Raw genomic sequence first — 18,920 nt, forward strand, 5'->3', positions numbered from 1 at the left:
CATGAACATCTTTTGCAGCGGATGAACCGATTTTGCGGATAAACACCGCTTCTGCCTGCAGCAAGCCGGCAAAATAGGTTCATTGTCTGTCGTTCATATGATAGGTAAAGTTGAATTGTTGCTTCAAGGAGGTGAATGATCCGCATGCCGGCATAACCAGACTCAGCGGTCCGGCGTTTGGCATGAAGCGCGAATATGTTTTTTGGGCAAGCAATTTATCTCAAAGGAAGGAGCTGTTCTGAAAACGATGGAACCGATTATTTTGTTCGATCCGGCAAGTCCGGTAAGTCCGGCAAGTGCAAGAGGCAAGCTGATACCCGCCATATTCCTTCTCTTGCTTTTGAGTATGTTGTTAGCGTTTTCACAGCCGGCAAAGGCTGCCGGGCAAACGTACTACATTGATAATCTTTCCCCAACCAGCTCTGATGATGGCGATGGTACCGACCCCAATGCGCCATGGAGAAGCTTCGCCCCGCTCAGCGGCATCAATCTGGGGCCAGGCGACAGGCTTCTCATTGCCCGGGGAACCAGCTTCGCCGAGCAAGTCGTCATTAACAATCCACAGGGCACTGCCTCCGAACCTGTTATCATCGAAGCATATGGCCAAGGGCTCCGTCCGCGATTCGTCGCCAACGGCACCAATACAGCCATGACCATCACCAATCCCAGCAATGTGACCGTGCGGAATCTGGATATCGGCGACACAACAGCAGAGGGAAAAGGAGCTTTCCAGTATGGGCTTCGCGTAGATTTTTCCACTCTGGGCAACAGCAATGTCGTGTTTGAGGATCTTTACATTCACGATAACCGCGTTGCAGGCATGTTTATCCGCAATACCACAACGCTGCTGAGAACGGATACCGCCATAGACGGCATAACCCTGCGCAACATTGAGACCACCCACAATGCTCACGGCATTGTATTTGCCAATCAGGGCACCGTCACCAACCCTGCGGCTGTGGCATCGCCGGAGAACACCGCCAACCGGATTTTTCGAAATGTGCTGATTGAGGGTCTTCGGCAGCATGACGACGACAACAACAACCCTGATCCATCCCGGGTGTTCGCCCAGATTGATGCCGGATGCCCCGACAGCCTTTCTCTTGGCTCGGCCTCTTCAATCATGATCCGCAACTCGGTGCTTGACGGCTCGGCAGGCTGCCGGACCAATTCGGGAACCGCAGCCCTTTATATGGGATCGGTCAGAGATGTTGTGGTTGCCAACAATGTCTTCATAAACACTCCGAATACCGAGAACCCCGATATGGTGGCCATCGACCATGAAGCCAGCACCAGCAACGTGCTGATTGCAGGCAATTACTTCGCTGACAACTATGGCGGCGGGGTGGAGTATCTGGCAATCCATGGCGCCAACGATTACTCCACCGGCAATGCCATTCGGGCCAATGTTTTCGTCCGCAACGGCTATATTCATAACATTCCCTATCCCGGCGGCGGCTCTATTGCCCAAGTTGGCAACGGCATTGTCCCGGATGCAGTCATCGCTGACAATATTGCATATGAGCCATATGCTTTCCTTACCGCACATCTGAGAGGGACTGTATCAAAGTTCACTGTCCAAAACAATCTTCAGCTGGAGACAGACGACTGGATTTCACAATCTGCGGCAGACTATGAAAGCGCATCCAGCCTGTGGTCTTACCAACGCTCCACTGCTTCGGGCTGGACGGCTCTGCTGCCGGATTCCGCAACCGGGACGCACCGGGACGGCGACGTTGCCATTTCCCGCTTCGAGCTCACCCCTGGGGCAAGCTCCTCCGCCGCACTTGCCTGGACCGCTCCGCGCTCCGGCAAGATCGCCATCCGCAGCTACCCAATCGCGCGTTCAGGAACCTCTTCCGTCAGCATCACCGTCAACGGAACGGAGGTTGCGGCCGCTGCCGTGGATGCTCAAGGTGCGGTGCTGCTTGCCGATGCTATCACCGTGCAGGCTGGGGATGTGGTGCGTTTTGTTGCCCCGGCGGGCGGACCGGCAGTCAGTTGGACGCCAGCGGTTAGCTTCACGGGAGAGGCTGTGTCTGCAGATGCTCCCGGAGAGTGGAGCTTTTCAGTAGACAATGATACCCAAGGCTGGACCTCGGACAGCGCCATCCGGGTAAAGGCCGGCTGGCTTGCCGTGGAAACGGCTTCGGCTGGAGCAACATTGACCTCCCCCCCGTCCTTGGGCATTGAGGCGGCATCCAGCAGCGCCATCCGCCTCCGGCTTGCCAACCGAAGCGGCATAAGCTCGGGAAGGCTGCAGTTCCGTACAAACGGTGAAGACTTTTCAGAGGCCCAAGCGGTTAACTTTCATGTGAATCCCCGCGAAACGGAGGGACTGGCGGAGGGCTTCGTGGACATTCTCGTTCCGGTTGCTGAAGCCGAAGCCGACGGCTGGAGCGGGACCATTGACCAGCTCCGCATCCAACTTGGTACGAGTACAGGCGAAGGCGAGGTGAGGATCGACTCGGTGCAGTTTGCTAATCCTGCAGGTCCGCGGTGGGACTTCGACAGTGACGAAGGCTGGAAGATAAATCCCGACATCAGCACCGCATCGGCAGGGATTCGTCCCCTTGATCCGGAAATCGACATCAATAACGGAGACTGGAGCACCAGCAAGGTTGCGGACATTAACTGGAACAAGGCCCGTTCCCAAACCTTCCGCGCAGCAACAGGCACATTGGCGCAATTGGACGTGTGGGCGTACAAAACAGGCAACCCGGCAGGCCCCCTCTATATCCGGGTGGCGGACTCCAATGACAAGGCGTTGTTCACAGGCGCAGTTCCCCCCAGTGCAGTCACAACAGGCGGGAATTTCATCAGCGTATATCCGCGGCTTACGGGACTTGATCCCAATGAGCTGTACAGCTGGCAAATCTTCAGCCCTTATGTGGTTCCGAACGGCGGCAACTATGGTATCGGTTATGATGACATCGGCCGCTATCCGCAAGGCAATGTTTACTACAGCGTAGACGGCAGGGGCATCTGGCGCGGGCCGGAGGGTTCGGCAAAACGCAGCATGCGATTCCGCACCTATTCCGCTACACAGTTCGAGGCAACTCCGGTTGACGAGGGGTATGCACCCGTTACGGCAGCCAATGGAAGGATCGTTGGAAGCGGCGCTTATGAGCCGGCTCTCCTCTCTCCCGATGGCTTGGGAATCGATGCGGCGACGCAGCGTTACGTGCATATCCGCATGTCCAACCCCGACAACCGGCTTACTGCGTATCTGTTGTTTACGAAAAGCGATGCGCCCGCCTTCGACATCCCGGAGAAAGGCTTTCCTCCCGGCAATGAAGTGGACGGAAGGGGGATCGTGTTCCCGCTGGTGCCTGGAAGCGGGATGGTGGATTATGTTCTGGATATGTCCACCATACCGGCCTGGACTGGAACCATTGAGCGTCTCATGATTCAGCCCTCCTACCGCTGGAATTACCGGATCAGTTCTCTTGCAAGCACGTGGAGCGGCTCCATCGATTGGGTATTTGTTGACGATGGCAGGACTGCCCCCATCCTCCCTGCTGCTCCTGCGGCAGCTGACGGCGTGTAGAGAATCGACGCCGGCAGCTTCACAGCGGCGACTTATAAGGATACGTCCTATACCCTGCAGGACCATGAACGCTTTTTGCAAAAGGATGAACCTCGTTTGCAAAAGCTTACAAAAACAATAGAATCACCGGGGACAAAAGAGTTTCATTGCCTGCGATTCAAACGGTGAGGTAAAGTTAAAGCATCCATTCGGCCGATGGTACTTGCTAAGCCGCGAGAACTAAACGCAATTACTAAAGGGAGGTTTGTTTGCCAGATGAAAAAAATAATTGCTTTGCCGCTGGCGTCCATGCTGGCTTTAACGCCGCTGGCAGCAGCGTGCAATAACAACAAAGACAACAGTCCTGAAGCAGCGTCTTCACCGGCACAGGCTGCCGCAAGCAACAACGGCGACACCGCCAAAAGAATCAAGGTGTCGGCCATGACCATTCTGTATTCAGCGGCCCCTCCCGACAAAAGCTCAGGAATGAAAATCCTTGAGGATAAGTACAACATGGATTACACCTACATTCCTGTTGCTGCCGCTGATTATTACAACAAGCTTGGCGTAGCCGTCGCCTCCGGCGATCTTCCCGATCTTACGGTTTACCCGGGATTGGATGAAAATTGGTACAACTATTTGGATAATGGCGTGTTTATGCCCCTCGAAAAATACATTAATGAGAAGGACACGCCCAATCTGGCCAAAATGCCCAAAGAAACCATGGACTTGGTGACGTATAAAGGCCATATCTACGGTCTTCCCCGGCTTCGCTCCCAGGCCGCCCACACCTTGACCATCCGCAAGGATTGGCTGGATAAGCTGGGTTTGGCCATGCCGACGACTTACGAAGAATTGGAAAATGTCATGAAGCAGTTCGTGGAGCGCGACCCGGACGGGAACGGGAAGAAGGATACCTATGGTCTGGCCTTCAATGCAGGGTCAGGCACACTCGGCGCAGTGTCTCTTCTCAGCTCCTTCAATACTCCCACGAATATTAACTGGAACAAGCATACGGACGGAAAAATTTATCCCATCCTTGCACATCCGAACTTTCGCGACAGTCTGGCCTATCTGGCCAAGCTGTACAAGGAAGGCATTATTTCCAAGGATTTTGTCATTATGAAAGGCAATCAAGCAGAGGATGACTTCCTGAGTGGACGGGCCGGAGTATTCGGAGATTTTGCCTGGAATGCCTACAACGAGGACCGGCTGAAAAAGGCTAAGGCGGTAAATCCGAATTTTCAATGGGAGCCGGTTCCTCCTCTGAAGGGACCGAACGGTTTCCAAGGTTATGCCAAGGGATCGGGCTTCAATGGCTTCATTGCCATCCCGGCTACACAGGCCAAGGATGAAGCAAAGGTAAAGCGCATGCTGAAATTCCTGGATGACCAGATGGAAGCGGATATGAATTCCGATTTGTACAAATTGTTGAACTACGGAAAAGAGGGCGAGCATTACAGCCTGAAGGACGGTAAAGTCGTTTATACCGATCTGGGCACTAAGGAGCGGCCTTACCTGTATCTCCTGACGAATCCTCCGTCGGAAGCCACTGGCTTGAATAATCCCAACGACAGCAAGGAAATTCAGGATATCAGGAATGCTTCCTACAAAGCGGGGCTGGCAGGAACCCCCTATTCCGACCCCGCGCTCAAGCTTGTGCCTACTCCAACCTTTAAGGAAAAGGGAACCGAATTAAACAAGATCTTGTTCGAGGACATTGTAAAAGTCATTAGCGGAGAACAGCCATTGGAATATTACGATAAGGCGCTGACGGATTGGAAGGCCAAAGGAGGCCAGAAGATTCTGGATGAAATGAACGAAGCGTATAAGGCCAGCAGTAAATAAATGAAATCGGCTCACGTTCATAACGGGACGGCTTGGTGGCAGGCTGTCCCGTTATGAATGGGCTGCGGAATGATAAATTTGCTTCATATGAAGGTTTCTGTTTATAAAGGAGGACGGCAATGAATACACAAGAGCTGGCGGTGAGAGCGGATGCTTCGGCAACGAAGCGAAGTGGATTCTGGAAGACATTGAGGCGGGAACGGTATCTATGGTTGATGGTTTTGCCCGGTGTCCTGTTTTTTATCATTTACAAGTATATCCCCATGCTGGGTATCGTAGTTGCCTTTCAAGATTACAATCCAGTCCGCGGTATTATGGATAGCCCGTGGGTTGGGCTCAAGCATTTTTCCAATCTCATCCATAATGATGCCATTCCCCGGGTGTTATGGAATACCCTGGTCATTAGCTTCTATCAGATTGTGCTGGCTTTTTCGTTTCCCATTGTGCTGGCCATCATGATCAATGAAGTGGGCAGAAGCTGGCTGAAGCGGTCGATCCAAACCATTGTCTATTTACCCCACTTTTTGTCCTGGCCGGTGATTGCCGGTATTTTCTACCTCATGTTCAGCAGCAACGGAGGCATTACAACCCTTCTGGGGCAATGGGGAATTCATGATTTCAATCTGCTGTCCGATCCCGGCCATTTCCGGCTGATGCTTGTGCTTCAGTTGATCTGGAAGGAATCGGGCTGGGGAACGATTATTTATTTGGCCGCCCTGCTAAGCATCAGTCCGGAGCTGTATGAAGCGGCCAAAATAGACGGAGCCGGCCGGTTTCGGCAAATCTGGCATATATCGCTTCCCGGTCTGCGCAGCACCATTATGGTCCTCTTCACTTTGCGGCTGGGCAATGTTCTGGATGTAGGCTTCGAGCAGGTTTTCCTGATGCTGAACGCGCGGGTCAGCGGAGTTGGGGAAGTGCTGGAGACATATCTGTATTCCACCGGACTGGTAAGCGGCAAATACAGCTTTGCTACTGCTGTGGGCTTGCTTAAGGGGCTGATTGGCTTTGTGCTCATATACGGATCAAACAAAGCGGCGCGAAGAATAAACGGGCAGGGATTGTTTTGATGCGTACAGAGGTTTGATGTTTGATGGAGAGGAGCTTGCAGCATGACAGAAAAATGGTCTTCCCGATTGTTTGACATGTTGAATGTAATACTGTTGTCTATCTTCGCCTTGCTGTGTATTATTCCGTTCTTTCATGTGTTCGCTATGTCTACGGCGACGGTGAAGGATCAGATGTCCGGCAATTTTATCTTGTGGCCGAAAACCTGGGATTTTACCTCCTATATCTATATTTTTGACACCGGCGTCTTTTTTCAGTCGTTCCGCAATTCCGTGTTTATCACGGTAACGGGTACTGCCGTCAACATGATCCTTACTACATTCCTGGCCTTCGCCTTGTCAAGGCGAAAATTCTCAGGCAGACGCTGGATTATGCTGATGATCATCTTCACGATGATGTTCGGAGGCGGACTCATCCCTACTTATCTGGTGGTAAAAGCAACAGGCCTTATCAACAGTCTGTGGGCGATGATTATTCCCGGGGCTGTTTCGGCCTTCAATGTTATCATTATCCGGGAATTCTTTGAAGGCATTGATGAAGGGATTATCGAATCAGCGGTTATCGACGGCTGCTCCGATTGGGGAATCTTCTGGCGGATCGTACTGCCGCTTTCCACGGCCTCGCTTGCCACATTTACTTTATTTTATGCCGTAGGCAACTGGAACCAGTATTTCTCCGCCGTTATCTATATTAACAAACCGACACTATGGCCGCTGCAGGTGCTTCTCCGGCAGGTGGTTTCCGTTGGACAGTCCGATATGTTTAATCTGAATGACTCGGACCGCCCCTTGCCTCCGGCGGTTTCCATCCAGATGGCCACCGTCATTCTCACAGCCTTGCCAATTGTGATTCTGTATCCTTTTTTGCAAAAATATTTTGTAAAAGGGGTTACCCTTGGCGCGGTGAAAGGATAAAACAAACATGGAACGAAATGAGACAATGCAGCAGCTAAACATGAACATATACCGAAACTGCCTGCTCTACAATGGCGATATTCCCTTTGCGGTTGGTTCGGCGGACGGGCAGTACACCCTGCCGGGCAAGGGGCAATGGACCGACGGTTTCTGGCCGGGGCTGCTTCTTCTGGCATATGCCGGATTGAAGGATGACCTGCTGTTGCGCGAGTATGAGCGGTATATGCCGTTTCTGCAGGAGCGGGTGGAGAATGACCCGGCGGAGAACAAGCAGCGCGGGTATCTGAATCTGGACCATGATGTGGGATTTATCTTTCATCTGACGGCTGTGTATCATTATATACTCACCGGGGCGCAGACTTCCAGAGAAATCGGGCTGCGGGCAGCCGCCTTGCTGCTGGGCCGCTATCAGGATAAGGGCGGCTATATCCGCGCCTGGGATGACTGGGAAACGGATACCCCGGAATTCCGGCACGAGAAAAAGGGGAAGGCCATCATCGACAGCCTGATGAATATGCCGCTGTTGTTCTGGGCTGCCGGCGAAACCGGCGAGGCCCGCTACCGGCAGGCGGCGGAGTCCCATATTCAGCAATTGGCCCGTTATATTGTAAGGGAAAACGGCAGTACCTACCACACCTATAATTTTGATCCTGATACAGGCTTTCCTGCAGGAGGAAACACCCGGCAGGGCTATGCCCGTGAATCTGTTTGGTCCAGGGGACAGGCGTGGGCCATATATGGCTTTGCGTTGGCATACCGGTATACGGGAAATGCCGGCTTCCTTCAGGCATCACGGCGCTGCCTGAAATATTGGAAGCAAGCCCTTTTGCCTGAAGGCGACGCTCCTTGGGATTTTGCCGCGCCTCGCGATCAATGGCTTCCGCTGGATACATCCGCCATGAGCATCGCCGCCTGCGGGATTCTGGAGCTGTGTTTGCACTCTCCGGGGGACACAGAGATGCCGGAGTTGGCGGAACGGATGGTTTCACGTTTGCTCCAGGCCCACCGCCCCCCGGCTCTTCCTCCGGTCCATGCTTTTCTCTTGCATGGATGTGTCGGTCCTGCCTACACGCAAGGCAGCAGGGAGGAGAAGGAACGGACATACCTCTATCCGAACCAAAGCTTGATTTACGGAGACTATTTCTTGTACGAGGCGATGCTGCGGCTGCAGCACAATCCTGTTCCTTTGCCTTGGGATCTTTAACATTGCTGTTTATGGAGGTTTGAAATGAGCGCGAGTGTATACACCAATATGGCATCATATATGAAGCGGATGATCTCGGACCTGGAAGCCAGAGAGGTGCAGGTTCTGGGCCAGGCTTGGAGATTCTGCCCGGAGGATGTGCCGGGGGCGTTTCGGGAGGAGTTTGATGATTCCTCCTGGCGGACCCTTGATCTGCCCCACGACTATTCCGTGGAGGGGGAGTTTTCGGGGGCGCATGAGGCCAACGGCTTTGTGCAAAGCGGCGTGCTCTGGTACCGGAAGCGGCTGGCGCTGCCTGCCGGGAGCAAGCATGAGAAGCATTATCTGCTGTTTGACGGGGTATCCATGGCCAGCCAGGTATGGATCAATGGGCATTATCTGGGGCAGCATCCCTATGGTTTTACCCCCTTCTGGTATGACATTACTCCCTTTGTCCACGGGGAAGAAGGGGCAGTGAATGTGATTGCGGTTAGGGCCGACAGCTCTCTGCAGCCTTATTCCCGGTTTTATACGGGAGCGGGCTTGTACCGTCAGGTCTCCTTACTCTCCATGAATGCCCTGCACATTGAGCAATGGGGAATCAGGACGGAAACGGTCCAAGCCGGAGCGGAGCTGGCAGAGCTTGCGGTTCATACCCGTGTCCGTGTGGAGCGGTATAAGGATACGGTCTGGAATGCCTTCAATTGGCAGGGAACAGGAATGAAGGGTAACTGTGAGGTGCAGAAGAACGCCTTGCTGGTGACCTCTCTTATTGACAGCAAAGGGAATGTGGTGGCGGAGGCCAGGGATTCGGCGCCGCTCCCCCAATTCAGCAGGCATGAGTTCACACAGCGGCTGCAGGTGGCGCATCCCGGCCTCTGGAGTCCGGAGCATCCGGAGCTCTACAGGCTTCATTCCAGGCTTCTGGCGGATGGGGAGCTGGTGGATGATTGCATCACCCCGTTGGGAATCAGAACCCTTTCCTTTCATCCGGATCAGGGGTTTGCCATTAACGGGCAGTCCATGAAGCTGAAGGGGGTCTGCTTGCATCAGGATGCGGGGATTTATGGAGGAGCGGTTCCCCTCAAAGCGTGGGTCAGAAGGCTGCGGCTGCTCAAAGAGGCCGGAGTCAACGCCATCCGTACGGCGCATCATCCCTTTCCCGCCGAGTTTTATCATGCCTGCGATTTTCTGGGCCTGCTGGTTATGGATGAAGCCTTTGACGAATGGCAGGCCGGATGGACCCGGGGCTACAGCGACCAACCCTACGGCAAAAACAAGTACGGGTATTACCTGGATTTTGAACAGTGGCATGAAACCGATCTGCGGGCCATGGTCCGCCGTGGCCGCAATCACCCCAGCATTATCATGTGGAGTGTGGGAAATGAGATACCGGAATTATATTTTAAGGAAGGCATCGGGCTTCTCAAAAGATTAGTGGAGATTTGCAAGGAGGAGGATGCGACCCGTCCGGTGACGGTGTGCGCAGAGGGCAGCCATATGCTTCCTATATACGAGGGAATGATGGATCAGGTGGAGGTGGCCGGGTTCAACTATGTGTCCAACCGGGAGGGCAAGGCGTATTATGCCAACCTGCACCGGCAGCATCCCGATTGGGTTCTGCTGGGGTCGGAGACGGGCTTTGAGCCGGAGCATTGGCAGGCCATCCGGGAGCAGGAGTATGCCCTGGGCCAGTTCCTGTGGGCCGGGTACGACTATATGGGAGAGGGAGTGGACCGTTTTGGCGAGGATGCCCGGCTGGGGGATACCTTCGATATATCGCAGCTGGCCAGCTCCCGGCAAACCGCAGACAGGGTGCTGCGCCACGGTTATGCCTACGGCATGGTAGATAGCCTGGATATTCCCAACGGAGAATATTTCTATAGAGCGGGCATCTGGTCTGACCGTCCGGTGCTCCAATTGGCAGTAAAAGCGGAGGGCGCGGAGAAATATGGGCATTACCGGTATCTGAAGGCCGACCTGCATTGGAATTTCCCCGAGAGCGGAGCCGCCAAAACCGTCTATTGCTTTACCAATTGCGAGCAGGTGGAGCTTTTTCTCAACGGGACCTCTCTGGGGGTGCGGAATACGGAGCCGGATAATCCCTATGCCATGGAGTGGAGCCTGGAATATGCGCCAGGCACCCTGCAGGCTGTAGGTTATATTGGAGGCGAACCGGTCCGCACCAGCGAGCTGACCACCGCCAGCCGCCCTTCGCGGATTCGTCTGTCCTGCCCGGACAGCGTTCTTCAGGCGGGAGAGCGGGAGGATGCGGCCATTGGCATTGCCGTCGCGGATGACAACGGAGTTCCGGTGCCGGATGCCTCCCACCAGGTGGCCATAAGGGTGAAAGGCTCGGGAAGTCTGCTGGGGGTGATATCTGCCGATCTGACCAGCAATGCAAGCTACAGGGCCAATAGCTGCAAGGTGTTTAAGGGCAGATGCCTGGCTCTGATCCGCTCGGGAGATGAGCCGGGCCCCATTGAAATAGTGGCAGAGGGAGAAGGGTTAATTTCGGCCCGCTTGACCTTGACATGCCGCTGAACACAGATGTGGATACCTGATAAGGTTAAGCGTCAAATACTGACCGCCATGACACAAGACACCGCCTTAGTGGGATTAGGGCGGCTTGCTCCCGGTACATGGAGGAGGTGGCGGCCTGCGGCGACAGCCTGAATGATCTGGAAATGATTCGTGCGGCAGGACTGGGCATCGCCATGGGCAATGCCCAGGAGGCGGTAAAGCAGGCTGCCGACGCCGTAACAGGAACCCAGGAGCCAAGCGGCTTGTTTGTCGCTTGGCTCCTGGGTTTTTGGCGTCCGCGGCGCAATTGGATGAATCGGGGATGATTAAAATTGTAGTAATATTCACTAAGAATGATGCTTTTAACCTGCTGGTTTTTCAGGTTTAATGATAGGGTCGGCAATGTTGCGACAGCGCTTACAATAAGAGGATCGAAACCAAAGGAGGTACGAAGGTGACGAGGTATGCTTCAAAGCACTATTTTATCCGTTCGGGAATTTCCGTATGGCTGTGTATGGTCCTGGCATTTTCCGCTTTTCTGGGGGCTGTTCCGCAGCAAACCCGCGCTGCACCGGAAGCAGGGGCTGAATCTGGAGGAGCCGGTCCGGCTCCGGTTACCGTTGCCGTATACGCGTCGGAGGATACGTATGTTCGGGGAGGGAGCTACGCGAATACCAATTATAAAGCCTCCTCTCCGAACGATTTGCAGATTAAAAATCATACGGATTCCAGCACCATCCGCGAGGCGTATCTGAAATTTGACTTGAGTCAGATTCCGGGCATTGTCACAAGGGCCGAGCTTCACCTGTACGCGGCTGCCAGAGACGCCAACGTGGCCCCGGAAGGAAATCCGGTGACACTGGCCGCTTACCGGGTGGCGGACGACACCTGGTCGGAGGATACGCTCACCTACAACAACCGTCCGGCCAAAGGAAGCGAGCAGGCCAGCTTCCAGACTCTGCTCAACAGGCGGGGGACGGCTGTCTACGAATGGATTTCCGCGGACCTGACGTCCTACATTGCCGGGCAGCATCTGGAGGATCAGTTGGCAAGCGTGGCCATTGCAGACAGGGACAACGCCTTGAATCTGGTTCTGGTGGATACCGGAAGCAGGAGCAATAAGCCGTATTTGTCTGTTGCTTACATCCCCGGCGACCCGGAGGATGCGGAGCCCCCGGTATGGCCTGAGGGCGCAAGCTTGAGCTATGCTTTGACGGGGCACGATGCCGTGCTGCTGAGCTGGCCTGCGGCTCAGGATCAGTCGGGTTTGTCCGGCTACCGGATTTACGCCAATGGGGTTCTCCTGGCTACCGTTCCGGGAGAAGTGACAAGCTATGAAGCCGGGTCGCTTGTTGCGGGAGAAACGTATCAGTTTCGGGTCGAGGCGGGAGACGGAAATCAGCTCTGGACGACAAACGGCCCCCGGTCTGAAGTGAACATGCCGTTAATCCAGCAGAAGCTGTTGCCGGCAGGGGATACGTATGTGCAATCCGGCAGCAACGCCGACAATAACTATGGCGCCAGCGACGTTATTCAGATCAAGCGCACTTCAGATGTGAACTTTGGCCGGGAGGCCCTGCTTAAATTTGACTTAAGTCAGGTTAAACTTTCGGATATCGGCACAGCCCTTCTTTATGTGTACGGTTCAATGAAAGAGAGCGCCGGCACTGCCATTGAGAATCAGTTGTATTCAACGGCTGCGGGATGGAGCGAATTGGAAGCCACTTGGAATACCAGACCGGCGGCGGGGGATTATCTGGCTTCCTTTACCACGGATAAAACCGCCCAATGGCACACTCTTGATGTAACCCAATATGTCCGGCGGATGTGGCAAAGCGAAGAGAGCTCCCATGCCGGCTTTTTGATCAGCCAGGCGTCTGCCGGCGGCTTGCTTGTGGCCTTGAACAGCAGGGAGAATACGGCCAATCAGCCCTATCTGCAATTGCGGCAGGAGAGAGCCAACCCGGATGCCCCCGCTTGGGGAAGGGATTCCGCCGTCACCGTGACCCATTCGGGAGAGGATGAACTGTCCATTGCCTGGACACCGGCGGAAGGAGCGGAGCAATACCGGATTTACCTCAATGGCGTGCTGCACGGCCATGCCGATGCCAATGCGCTGCAATACACCGCTGCGGGGCTTGAGATGGGAAGAAGCTATACAGTCAAGGTGGAGGCGGGAACAGCAGCGGGGGCATGGAGCACGGACGGTCCCTTGGTGACAGCGGCTACACGCGTCACAAAGCTGGTGCAGACCAAGCTGGGCAACATTTTTTACAGCAATGAGCCATTGGTGGTTAAAGTGGAGACAGGGCGGCCTGCCGTGAACTGGAGATTGCTGGATGTATGGGGCGCGGAAGCGGCCGCAGGCACTGTCAGCGTGCAGAACGGCGAGGGGCTGATCCAGCTTCCTTCCACACTGCTTGGCTACTTCATGCTGGAAGCCTCCGCCGTGCAGGAAGGGCGCACTCCAGTGCCGCTCCAAACCACCCTCACCGTATTATCGCCCTTTCATTCCGGCATGGTGGCTGCGTCGCCCTTCGGGATCAATACCCATGGCTGGAGCACTGAACTGCCGGAGTTGGCTTCACGTGCAGGCATTAAGGATGTCCGGGGCAACTACGAATGGGGCTCGGTGGAAAAGCAAAAGGGGATTTATTCCATTCCTATCTCGGATGAGCATGAAGCGCATATGAATGCCGTGCGGACGCTGTCTCTTGAACAGATCTGGTTGTTCGCCTATACCAATCCGTTCTATGACAATAACAGCACCCCATACACGGATGAAGGCCGTGAGGGATTTGCCAATTACAGCAAGGCCGTGCTGGACGGATACAACGGTTCCGATTCCGCTGCACCGGACTATGAGCTGTTCTTGAAGAACGTAGAGGTGTACAATGAGTTCAATATTGCGTTCGGCGACCGGGGAACAGGTCCTGCGGACTCCCGTCCGGAGTATTATTATCCTCTGCTGAAGAAAACCTATGAGACGGTAAAAGCAGCCCACCCGGATGTGCGGGTTGCGGGTATGGCTACGGCAGGAGCGCCGCTTAGCTGGCTGGAGAGCGTCATGAGGCTGGGCGGTCTGGACTATCTGGACGTTATATCCATACACCCCTATGTATATCCTAAGGCTCCGGAGCAGCTGATTTCCACACTCCGGGGCGTGAACCAATTGGTAAGCCGATACAATAACGGACAGACAATGCCGCTCTGGTTATCGGAGCTGGGCTGGCCGACCCATCTGACAGCGACGGGTGTCAGTGAGAAGATATCCGCCGATTATTTGGTGCGGAGTATGGTCATTTCGCTGGCCAACGGAGCAGAGAAGATTTACTGGTACGACCTGATGGACGATGGCACCGACAAGTCGTACAACGAGCATAATTTCGGCCTTGTGCACAACAAAGCCGATTTACTGGGCGCCTATACCCCCAAGCCGTCGTATACCGCCTATGCGGTATTGACCCGTCAATTGGCGGATGCGGTTTATGACGCCGATCTTTCACAGGAGAACGCCTTCTATCAGTATCGCTTCATAAGGGGGGCCGAGGATATCCGCGTGGCCTGGGCGGTCAATCCCACAACCGTGGCGGTTAGCACCCAAGGACCGGTTGCCGTTGTGGATTTTATGGGCAATGAGAAGGTCTATACTCCGGTTCAGGGCAAAATTTATCTGACCCTAAGCGGCGAGCCCGTTTATATTCATGGAGACATCGACGGCATGGAGGAGGATGCCACCTTTGTATTGACCGGGGAGCCGTCGATTATCCGGGAACAGGGCCAGGTTGTGCTGGGCGTAACCAATCCCGGCCCCCTGCCGCTGTACGGGAGAATCCAGGTTGATGGGCTCAGCTATCCCTTCGGGGCTCCGGCGGGGGGAGAGGATCAGATCAGCATCTCTATTGCGGGTCGGGATGATGAAGGCACGGTGCAGGTACAGGCTGAGCTGTATTCCGATTCGGATGAGCCGCTGGGCCGGTTGTATACCGAGGTGGCCTTCAACACACCGTATGCGGTTGAAGTGAAGCCATACCTGCCTCCTGCACCGGGAGCAGATCCGCAGCTTCAACTGATGATCCATAACCATGCTTCCACCGCCCCTCTGGTTTTGAACGGCGCCGAATGGGCGTTGGGCGACCGTTCCGGAACTGTTGCCCAAGAGACGATTCCGCCCTCCGGCACCCTGGTCAAATCGATCCCCTTGCCGGGACTGGCGGAAGCCCATACCTATGCTATGGAGGTCCATATCGATCTGGAGGGCTTTGACCGGGTAAACATCAAGGGCGATATTCAGTTCAACCGCGTAGCTTATTATGGCGGAGAGGCGGCGCCTACCGTCATTGATTTCTACGAAACCGGGAGCAACAAGCTGAAGGCGGACCAATATACCGGACCGGAGGACCTGAGCGGCACCTTCTCCGTCAGTTGGGACGAGGACAATTTCTACCTGGAGGCGGATGTGACCGACGACATATTCCTGACGCCTTTCCCCAGCCAAGAGATGTTCAAGAATGACAGCATTCAGTTTGCGATGACGGAAGGCATCCCGGGGATGGGGGAATTCTACTACGAATACGGCCTCTCCATGACGGCGGACGGTCCACAAATTTATTGCTATTCCGCCCCGTCCGGTATTCCCCTGGGGATTCACGACAATGGGGATATGGAGCTCACCGTTGCGCGGGATGAAGAAAACAAGCTGACCCGGTACCGGTTGAAGATGCCCTGGCGGGAATTGGAGCCGATTCTTCCGGTTGCCGATTCCGTCATCAGCTTCTCCTTTCTGGTGAACGAGAACGATACCGGCCAGCGGGACGGGTTCGTTGAATGGGGCTCGGGAATTGGCGGGACTAAAGATCCCGGGCTGTACCGCTCTATGCAGCTTATGCCTGCCGGGGAGGCGGCGCAAACGGACAAGACCGCTCTGGCAGAGGCCCTTGCCGCTGCCGCAGGACTGTCCGAAGCGGACTACACGGTGGAATCGTGGCAGCTCCTTGCTGCGGCGAAGCTTGCAGCCCAGTCTGGGTACGATAGCGCCTCCAGCACGCAGCAGCAGGCCGATGCAGCCGCAGTCGGGCTCCAGGCGGCCATTGCCGCTCTGATGGGCGGCGGCGTGAGTCTGACCGGTCCCGACAGGGTAGGCCCGGGAGAGGACTTCGCCCTGACTTATGGGCTGCGGGGATTAAGCTTTGCCGTGTACGCCAAGTCGCTGACGGTTCAGTATGATCCGGAGCTTATGGAATACACGGGAGCGGAACCGCTGGCGGAAGGCTTTGCAGTAGTGGGAGAGTCTGCGGAGCCTGGCCGGATTCGTCTACTGGCGGCCAGTACGGGGGCGGATTATCCTGCCGCCGTCGATGCCCCGCTGCTCAAGCTGCTCTTCCGGGCGCGGGAGACTGCTCAAGCCTCGGATGCCTCCATTGTATTGTCAGGCATTGTCGTGGCCGATGAGAACGGGGAGGAATACGGGCTTCACGGCGGTCCGGCCAAGGTGATCCGCATTGAAGGAGCAGCGACAGACAAGTCGGCGCTGCTGGCGGTCATCGCTTTGGCTCAAGCGGAGCTGGGCAAAGCCAGGATTCTCGATCCTGCGCACCCGCGTTTCGGCTATTATCCGGAGGCAGCCGTGACGGCGCTCCGCTCAGCGCTGGAGGCGGCTGAAGCCGCAAGCGGGCTGCCGGACGCCGGTCAGGAGCAGGTTGACACCGCAGCGAATGGGCTGGAGGAGGCAATGACTGGATTTGCCGCTGCGGCCAATGTTTCGGCTGCCAGCATCGGCGATTTGGCGCCGATTGCCGTTCACTATGATCTGACGGGGGAATCGCCCCTGTGGTCCGTTTACCGGATATATGATCTCAACGGCGACGGTGTGCTGAACATTGCGGACCTGTCGGCAATGGCGCTTAAGATTTTGCCGTAGCCATTGGCTGATGGACGGAAGGGAGGCGCAGGCCTTTCTTCCGTCCGCTTTTCATCAGAAAGGAGCATCTACTGCATGATACGCAAATTAAAAGGTTGCTTCATCGCTGTGCTTCTCCTGCTTCAGGCTTGGCCTGTCACAGCATCTGCCGCCGGGGGCGATATGATCTGTCTCACGGCTGCAAAACAGACTGTGCAGCCGGGGGAACTACTGACGGTTGCCGTGGAGGGCCAGCGTCTGTCCAATTTGTATGGGGCCGAAATCCGGCTTGCTTATGATTCCGGCAAGCTCAGGTTCAAGAGCGCCCAACGAAGGGTAAGCGGCGGCGCCATTTATGAAGTGAAGCCTATGGTCACGGAGGGAGGCCTGGTGTTGGCGTTTACCCGGACCGGCAGAAATACGCCGGGGCTGACGGGGGATATGCCGCTGTACGAGCTATCCTTCGAGGCTATCGCCACTGGCTCTGCCGCAGTATCGCTTACCTCCGCCACTCTGGTGGACGATCAGGCGGCAAGCCGCAGCGCCGCTTTGGGAGAGGGCGTATCTGTGGATATCCGCTATGCTTCCTCTTCCGGGGAATCGACGCCGTCTCCTGTTCCGACGCCAACCCCTGCTCCGGGTTCAACCCCGTCGGGCAGTCCCGGCATATTCATTGTAGAAGCGGCGGCACAGTCCTCTGCCGAGGGGGTCAAGGCTGTGGCGGAGCTTGGTGCAGCGTTGGACAGCAAGGGAACGGAGAGCATCCGAGTTGTGGTGTCTGCGCCTCCGGAGACGGTTCAGATGCAGGTGCAGTTGCCTGTCAGGCAGGTGCTGGCGGCTTTTGGCAGCAGGATTCAAACTATAGAAATTGACACCGGCTTGGTCCAGGTTATGCTTCATCCCGGCTTGGTCACTCATCTGAGCGGTTCTCCGGCGGAGGGCCTGGTGCTTGCCGTGGCGAAGGCGGATGCCGGCAGCCTGTCGGCGGCAGTGCGGGAAAAGCTTAACGGCCAAAGCATCCTCTACGGTTTCAGCCTGAGCGTTGGCGGACAGGCCATAGGCAAGCTGGGGAACGGGGAGATAACGGTCAATCTCCCGTACCGCCTGAAAGGCGGGGAAACTCCCCATCAGGTGGTGGTTTATGATTTATCCCGCAGCAGCGACGCTCCTGCGGCAATCAAAAACAGCAGATATAACCCGGAAACGGGAATGGTCGTCTTTAAGCCGGCGGAGCACTTCGGCCAATATGCCGCCGTGTACGCCAACATCATCTTCCAGGATATGGCGGATGCGGCTTGGGCCAAGGAATATGTAGAGACCTTGGCGGCCCGGGAGGTTATTCGCGGAGTGGGGGATAACCGGTTCGATCCCCATAGCCGGGTAACGCGGGCCCAATTTGTCACAATGCTTATGGAAGCCGCCGGTCCGGACGGCGGGGCAGGCTCACGGGAGGCCGCCTCCCCATTCCGCGATATGGAAGACGGCCAATGGTATTCCCGCGCAATCGCCACCGCGGGGGAACTGGGAATCATCCAGGGCAGGGAGGACGGAACCTTCGGGCCCAATGACGGGATAAGCAGACAGGATATGGCGGTTATGCTTTACCGCACGGCCATGCTGCTTCGGGTTGAAGGGGTTTCCCGGATAGAGGACGCTCCATCCTTCGCCGATGGGGAAGACATCGCCGGATATGCCGCAGAGGCCGTTGCCGCCATGGAAGCTTCCGGCATTATGGACGGATTTGAGCATAAACGTTTTTTGCCGCAGGAGCCATCCACCCGGGCCCAGGCCGCAGCGGTCGTATTCCGTTTTTACATGAAGCTGTAGAAGAAACGAAGGCGTCTCCCGCAGAACAGGGGACGCCTTTTTTTCGATACGCCAAACATGCCGCGGAATCCGGCAAGGAGATTAAATTCGTTGAAAAGATCACTAATATTGTTCCTTCAAATCGTTGCG

At 55.6% G+C, this 18,920-nt stretch carries 9 protein-coding genes; all 9 read left to right on the forward strand.

Annotation, left to right across the window (positions count from 1 at the left end; translation table 11 throughout):
• Window positions 1-247 precede the first annotated feature (247 nt).
• The 9 genes from DQG13_RS03735 to DQG13_RS03775 all read left to right on the forward strand — a co-directional run bounded on the left by DQG13_RS03735 (window position 248) and on the right by DQG13_RS03775 (window position 18,791).
• Window positions 248-3,550 carry a right-handed parallel beta-helix repeat-containing protein gene (locus tag DQG13_RS03735; protein WP_113018394.1) on the forward strand — a complete coding sequence of 1,101 codons (3,303 nt, stop codon included), beginning with the start codon at window positions 248-250 and terminating at the stop codon, window positions 3,548-3,550.
• Between the two features lie 255 nt (window positions 3,551-3,805).
• Window positions 3,806-5,377 carry an extracellular solute-binding protein gene (locus DQG13_RS03740; RefSeq protein ID WP_181592552.1) on the forward strand — a complete coding sequence of 524 codons (1,572 nt, stop codon included), beginning with the start codon at window positions 3,806-3,808 and terminating at the stop codon, window positions 5,375-5,377.
• A 119-nt stretch (window positions 5,378-5,496) separates the two neighbouring features.
• Window positions 5,497-6,447, forward strand: coding sequence for an ABC transporter permease (locus DQG13_RS03745; protein ID WP_113018398.1), 951 nt, complete (start codon window positions 5,497-5,499; stop codon window positions 6,445-6,447).
• 42 nt (window positions 6,448-6,489) lie between these two features.
• Complete coding sequence (locus DQG13_RS03750) at window positions 6,490-7,359, forward strand: carbohydrate ABC transporter permease (RefSeq protein WP_113018399.1); 870 nt, start codon at window positions 6,490-6,492, stop codon at window positions 7,357-7,359.
• A 40-nt stretch (window positions 7,360-7,399) separates the two neighbouring features.
• On the forward strand, window positions 7,400-8,563 hold the full coding sequence (locus tag DQG13_RS03755) for a glycoside hydrolase family 88 protein (protein ID WP_181592553.1): 1,164 nt from the start codon (window positions 7,400-7,402) through the stop codon (window positions 8,561-8,563).
• A gap of 24 nt (window positions 8,564-8,587) precedes the next feature.
• A complete protein-coding gene (locus DQG13_RS03760) occupies window positions 8,588-11,086 on the forward strand; it encodes a glycoside hydrolase family 2 TIM barrel-domain containing protein (protein WP_113018402.1) in 2,499 nt (832 codons plus the stop codon).
• Between the two features lie 98 nt (window positions 11,087-11,184).
• A complete protein-coding gene (locus DQG13_RS03765) occupies window positions 11,185-11,391 on the forward strand; it encodes an HAD hydrolase family protein (RefSeq protein ID WP_113018404.1) in 207 nt (68 codons plus the stop codon).
• Between the two features lie 128 nt (window positions 11,392-11,519).
• Window positions 11,520-16,985 (forward strand): CBM96 family carbohydrate-binding protein, encoded by a 5,466-nt coding sequence (locus tag DQG13_RS03770; protein WP_113018406.1) that lies wholly within the window; start codon window positions 11,520-11,522, stop codon window positions 16,983-16,985.
• 75 nt (window positions 16,986-17,060) lie between these two features.
• Window positions 17,061-18,791 carry an S-layer homology domain-containing protein gene (locus tag DQG13_RS03775; protein ID WP_113018408.1) on the forward strand — a complete coding sequence of 577 codons (1,731 nt, stop codon included), beginning with the start codon at window positions 17,061-17,063 and terminating at the stop codon, window positions 18,789-18,791.
• Window positions 18,792-18,920: the final 129 nt, after the last annotated feature.

It is taken from the genome of Paenibacillus sp. YN15 (assembly GCF_003285005.1).
GTDB lineage: Bacteria > Bacillota > Bacilli > Paenibacillales > NBRC-103111 > Paenibacillus_AR.

Bases quoted from the DNA above. Each gene is read 5' to 3' on its own strand.
- DQG13_RS03765 (WP_113018404.1), top strand. From the start codon at position 11,185: ATGGAGGAGGTGGCGGCCTGCGGCGACAGCCTGAATGATCTGGAAATG.
- DQG13_RS03745 (WP_113018398.1), top strand. From the start codon at position 5,497: ATGAATACACAAGAGCTGGCGGTGAGAGCGGATGCTTCGGCAACGAAG.
- DQG13_RS03775 (WP_113018408.1), top strand. From the start codon at position 17,061: ATGATACGCAAATTAAAAGGTTGCTTCATCGCTGTGCTTCTCCTGCTT.
- DQG13_RS03735 (WP_113018394.1), top strand. From the start codon at position 248: ATGGAACCGATTATTTTGTTCGATCCGGCAAGTCCGGTAAGTCCGGCA.
- DQG13_RS03740 (WP_181592552.1), top strand. From the start codon at position 3,806: ATGAAAAAAATAATTGCTTTGCCGCTGGCGTCCATGCTGGCTTTAACG.
- DQG13_RS03760 (WP_113018402.1), top strand. From the start codon at position 8,588: ATGAGCGCGAGTGTATACACCAATATGGCATCATATATGAAGCGGATG.
- DQG13_RS03755 (WP_181592553.1), top strand. From the start codon at position 7,400: ATGAACATATACCGAAACTGCCTGCTCTACAATGGCGATATTCCCTTT.
- DQG13_RS03750 (WP_113018399.1), top strand. From the start codon at position 6,490: ATGACAGAAAAATGGTCTTCCCGATTGTTTGACATGTTGAATGTAATA.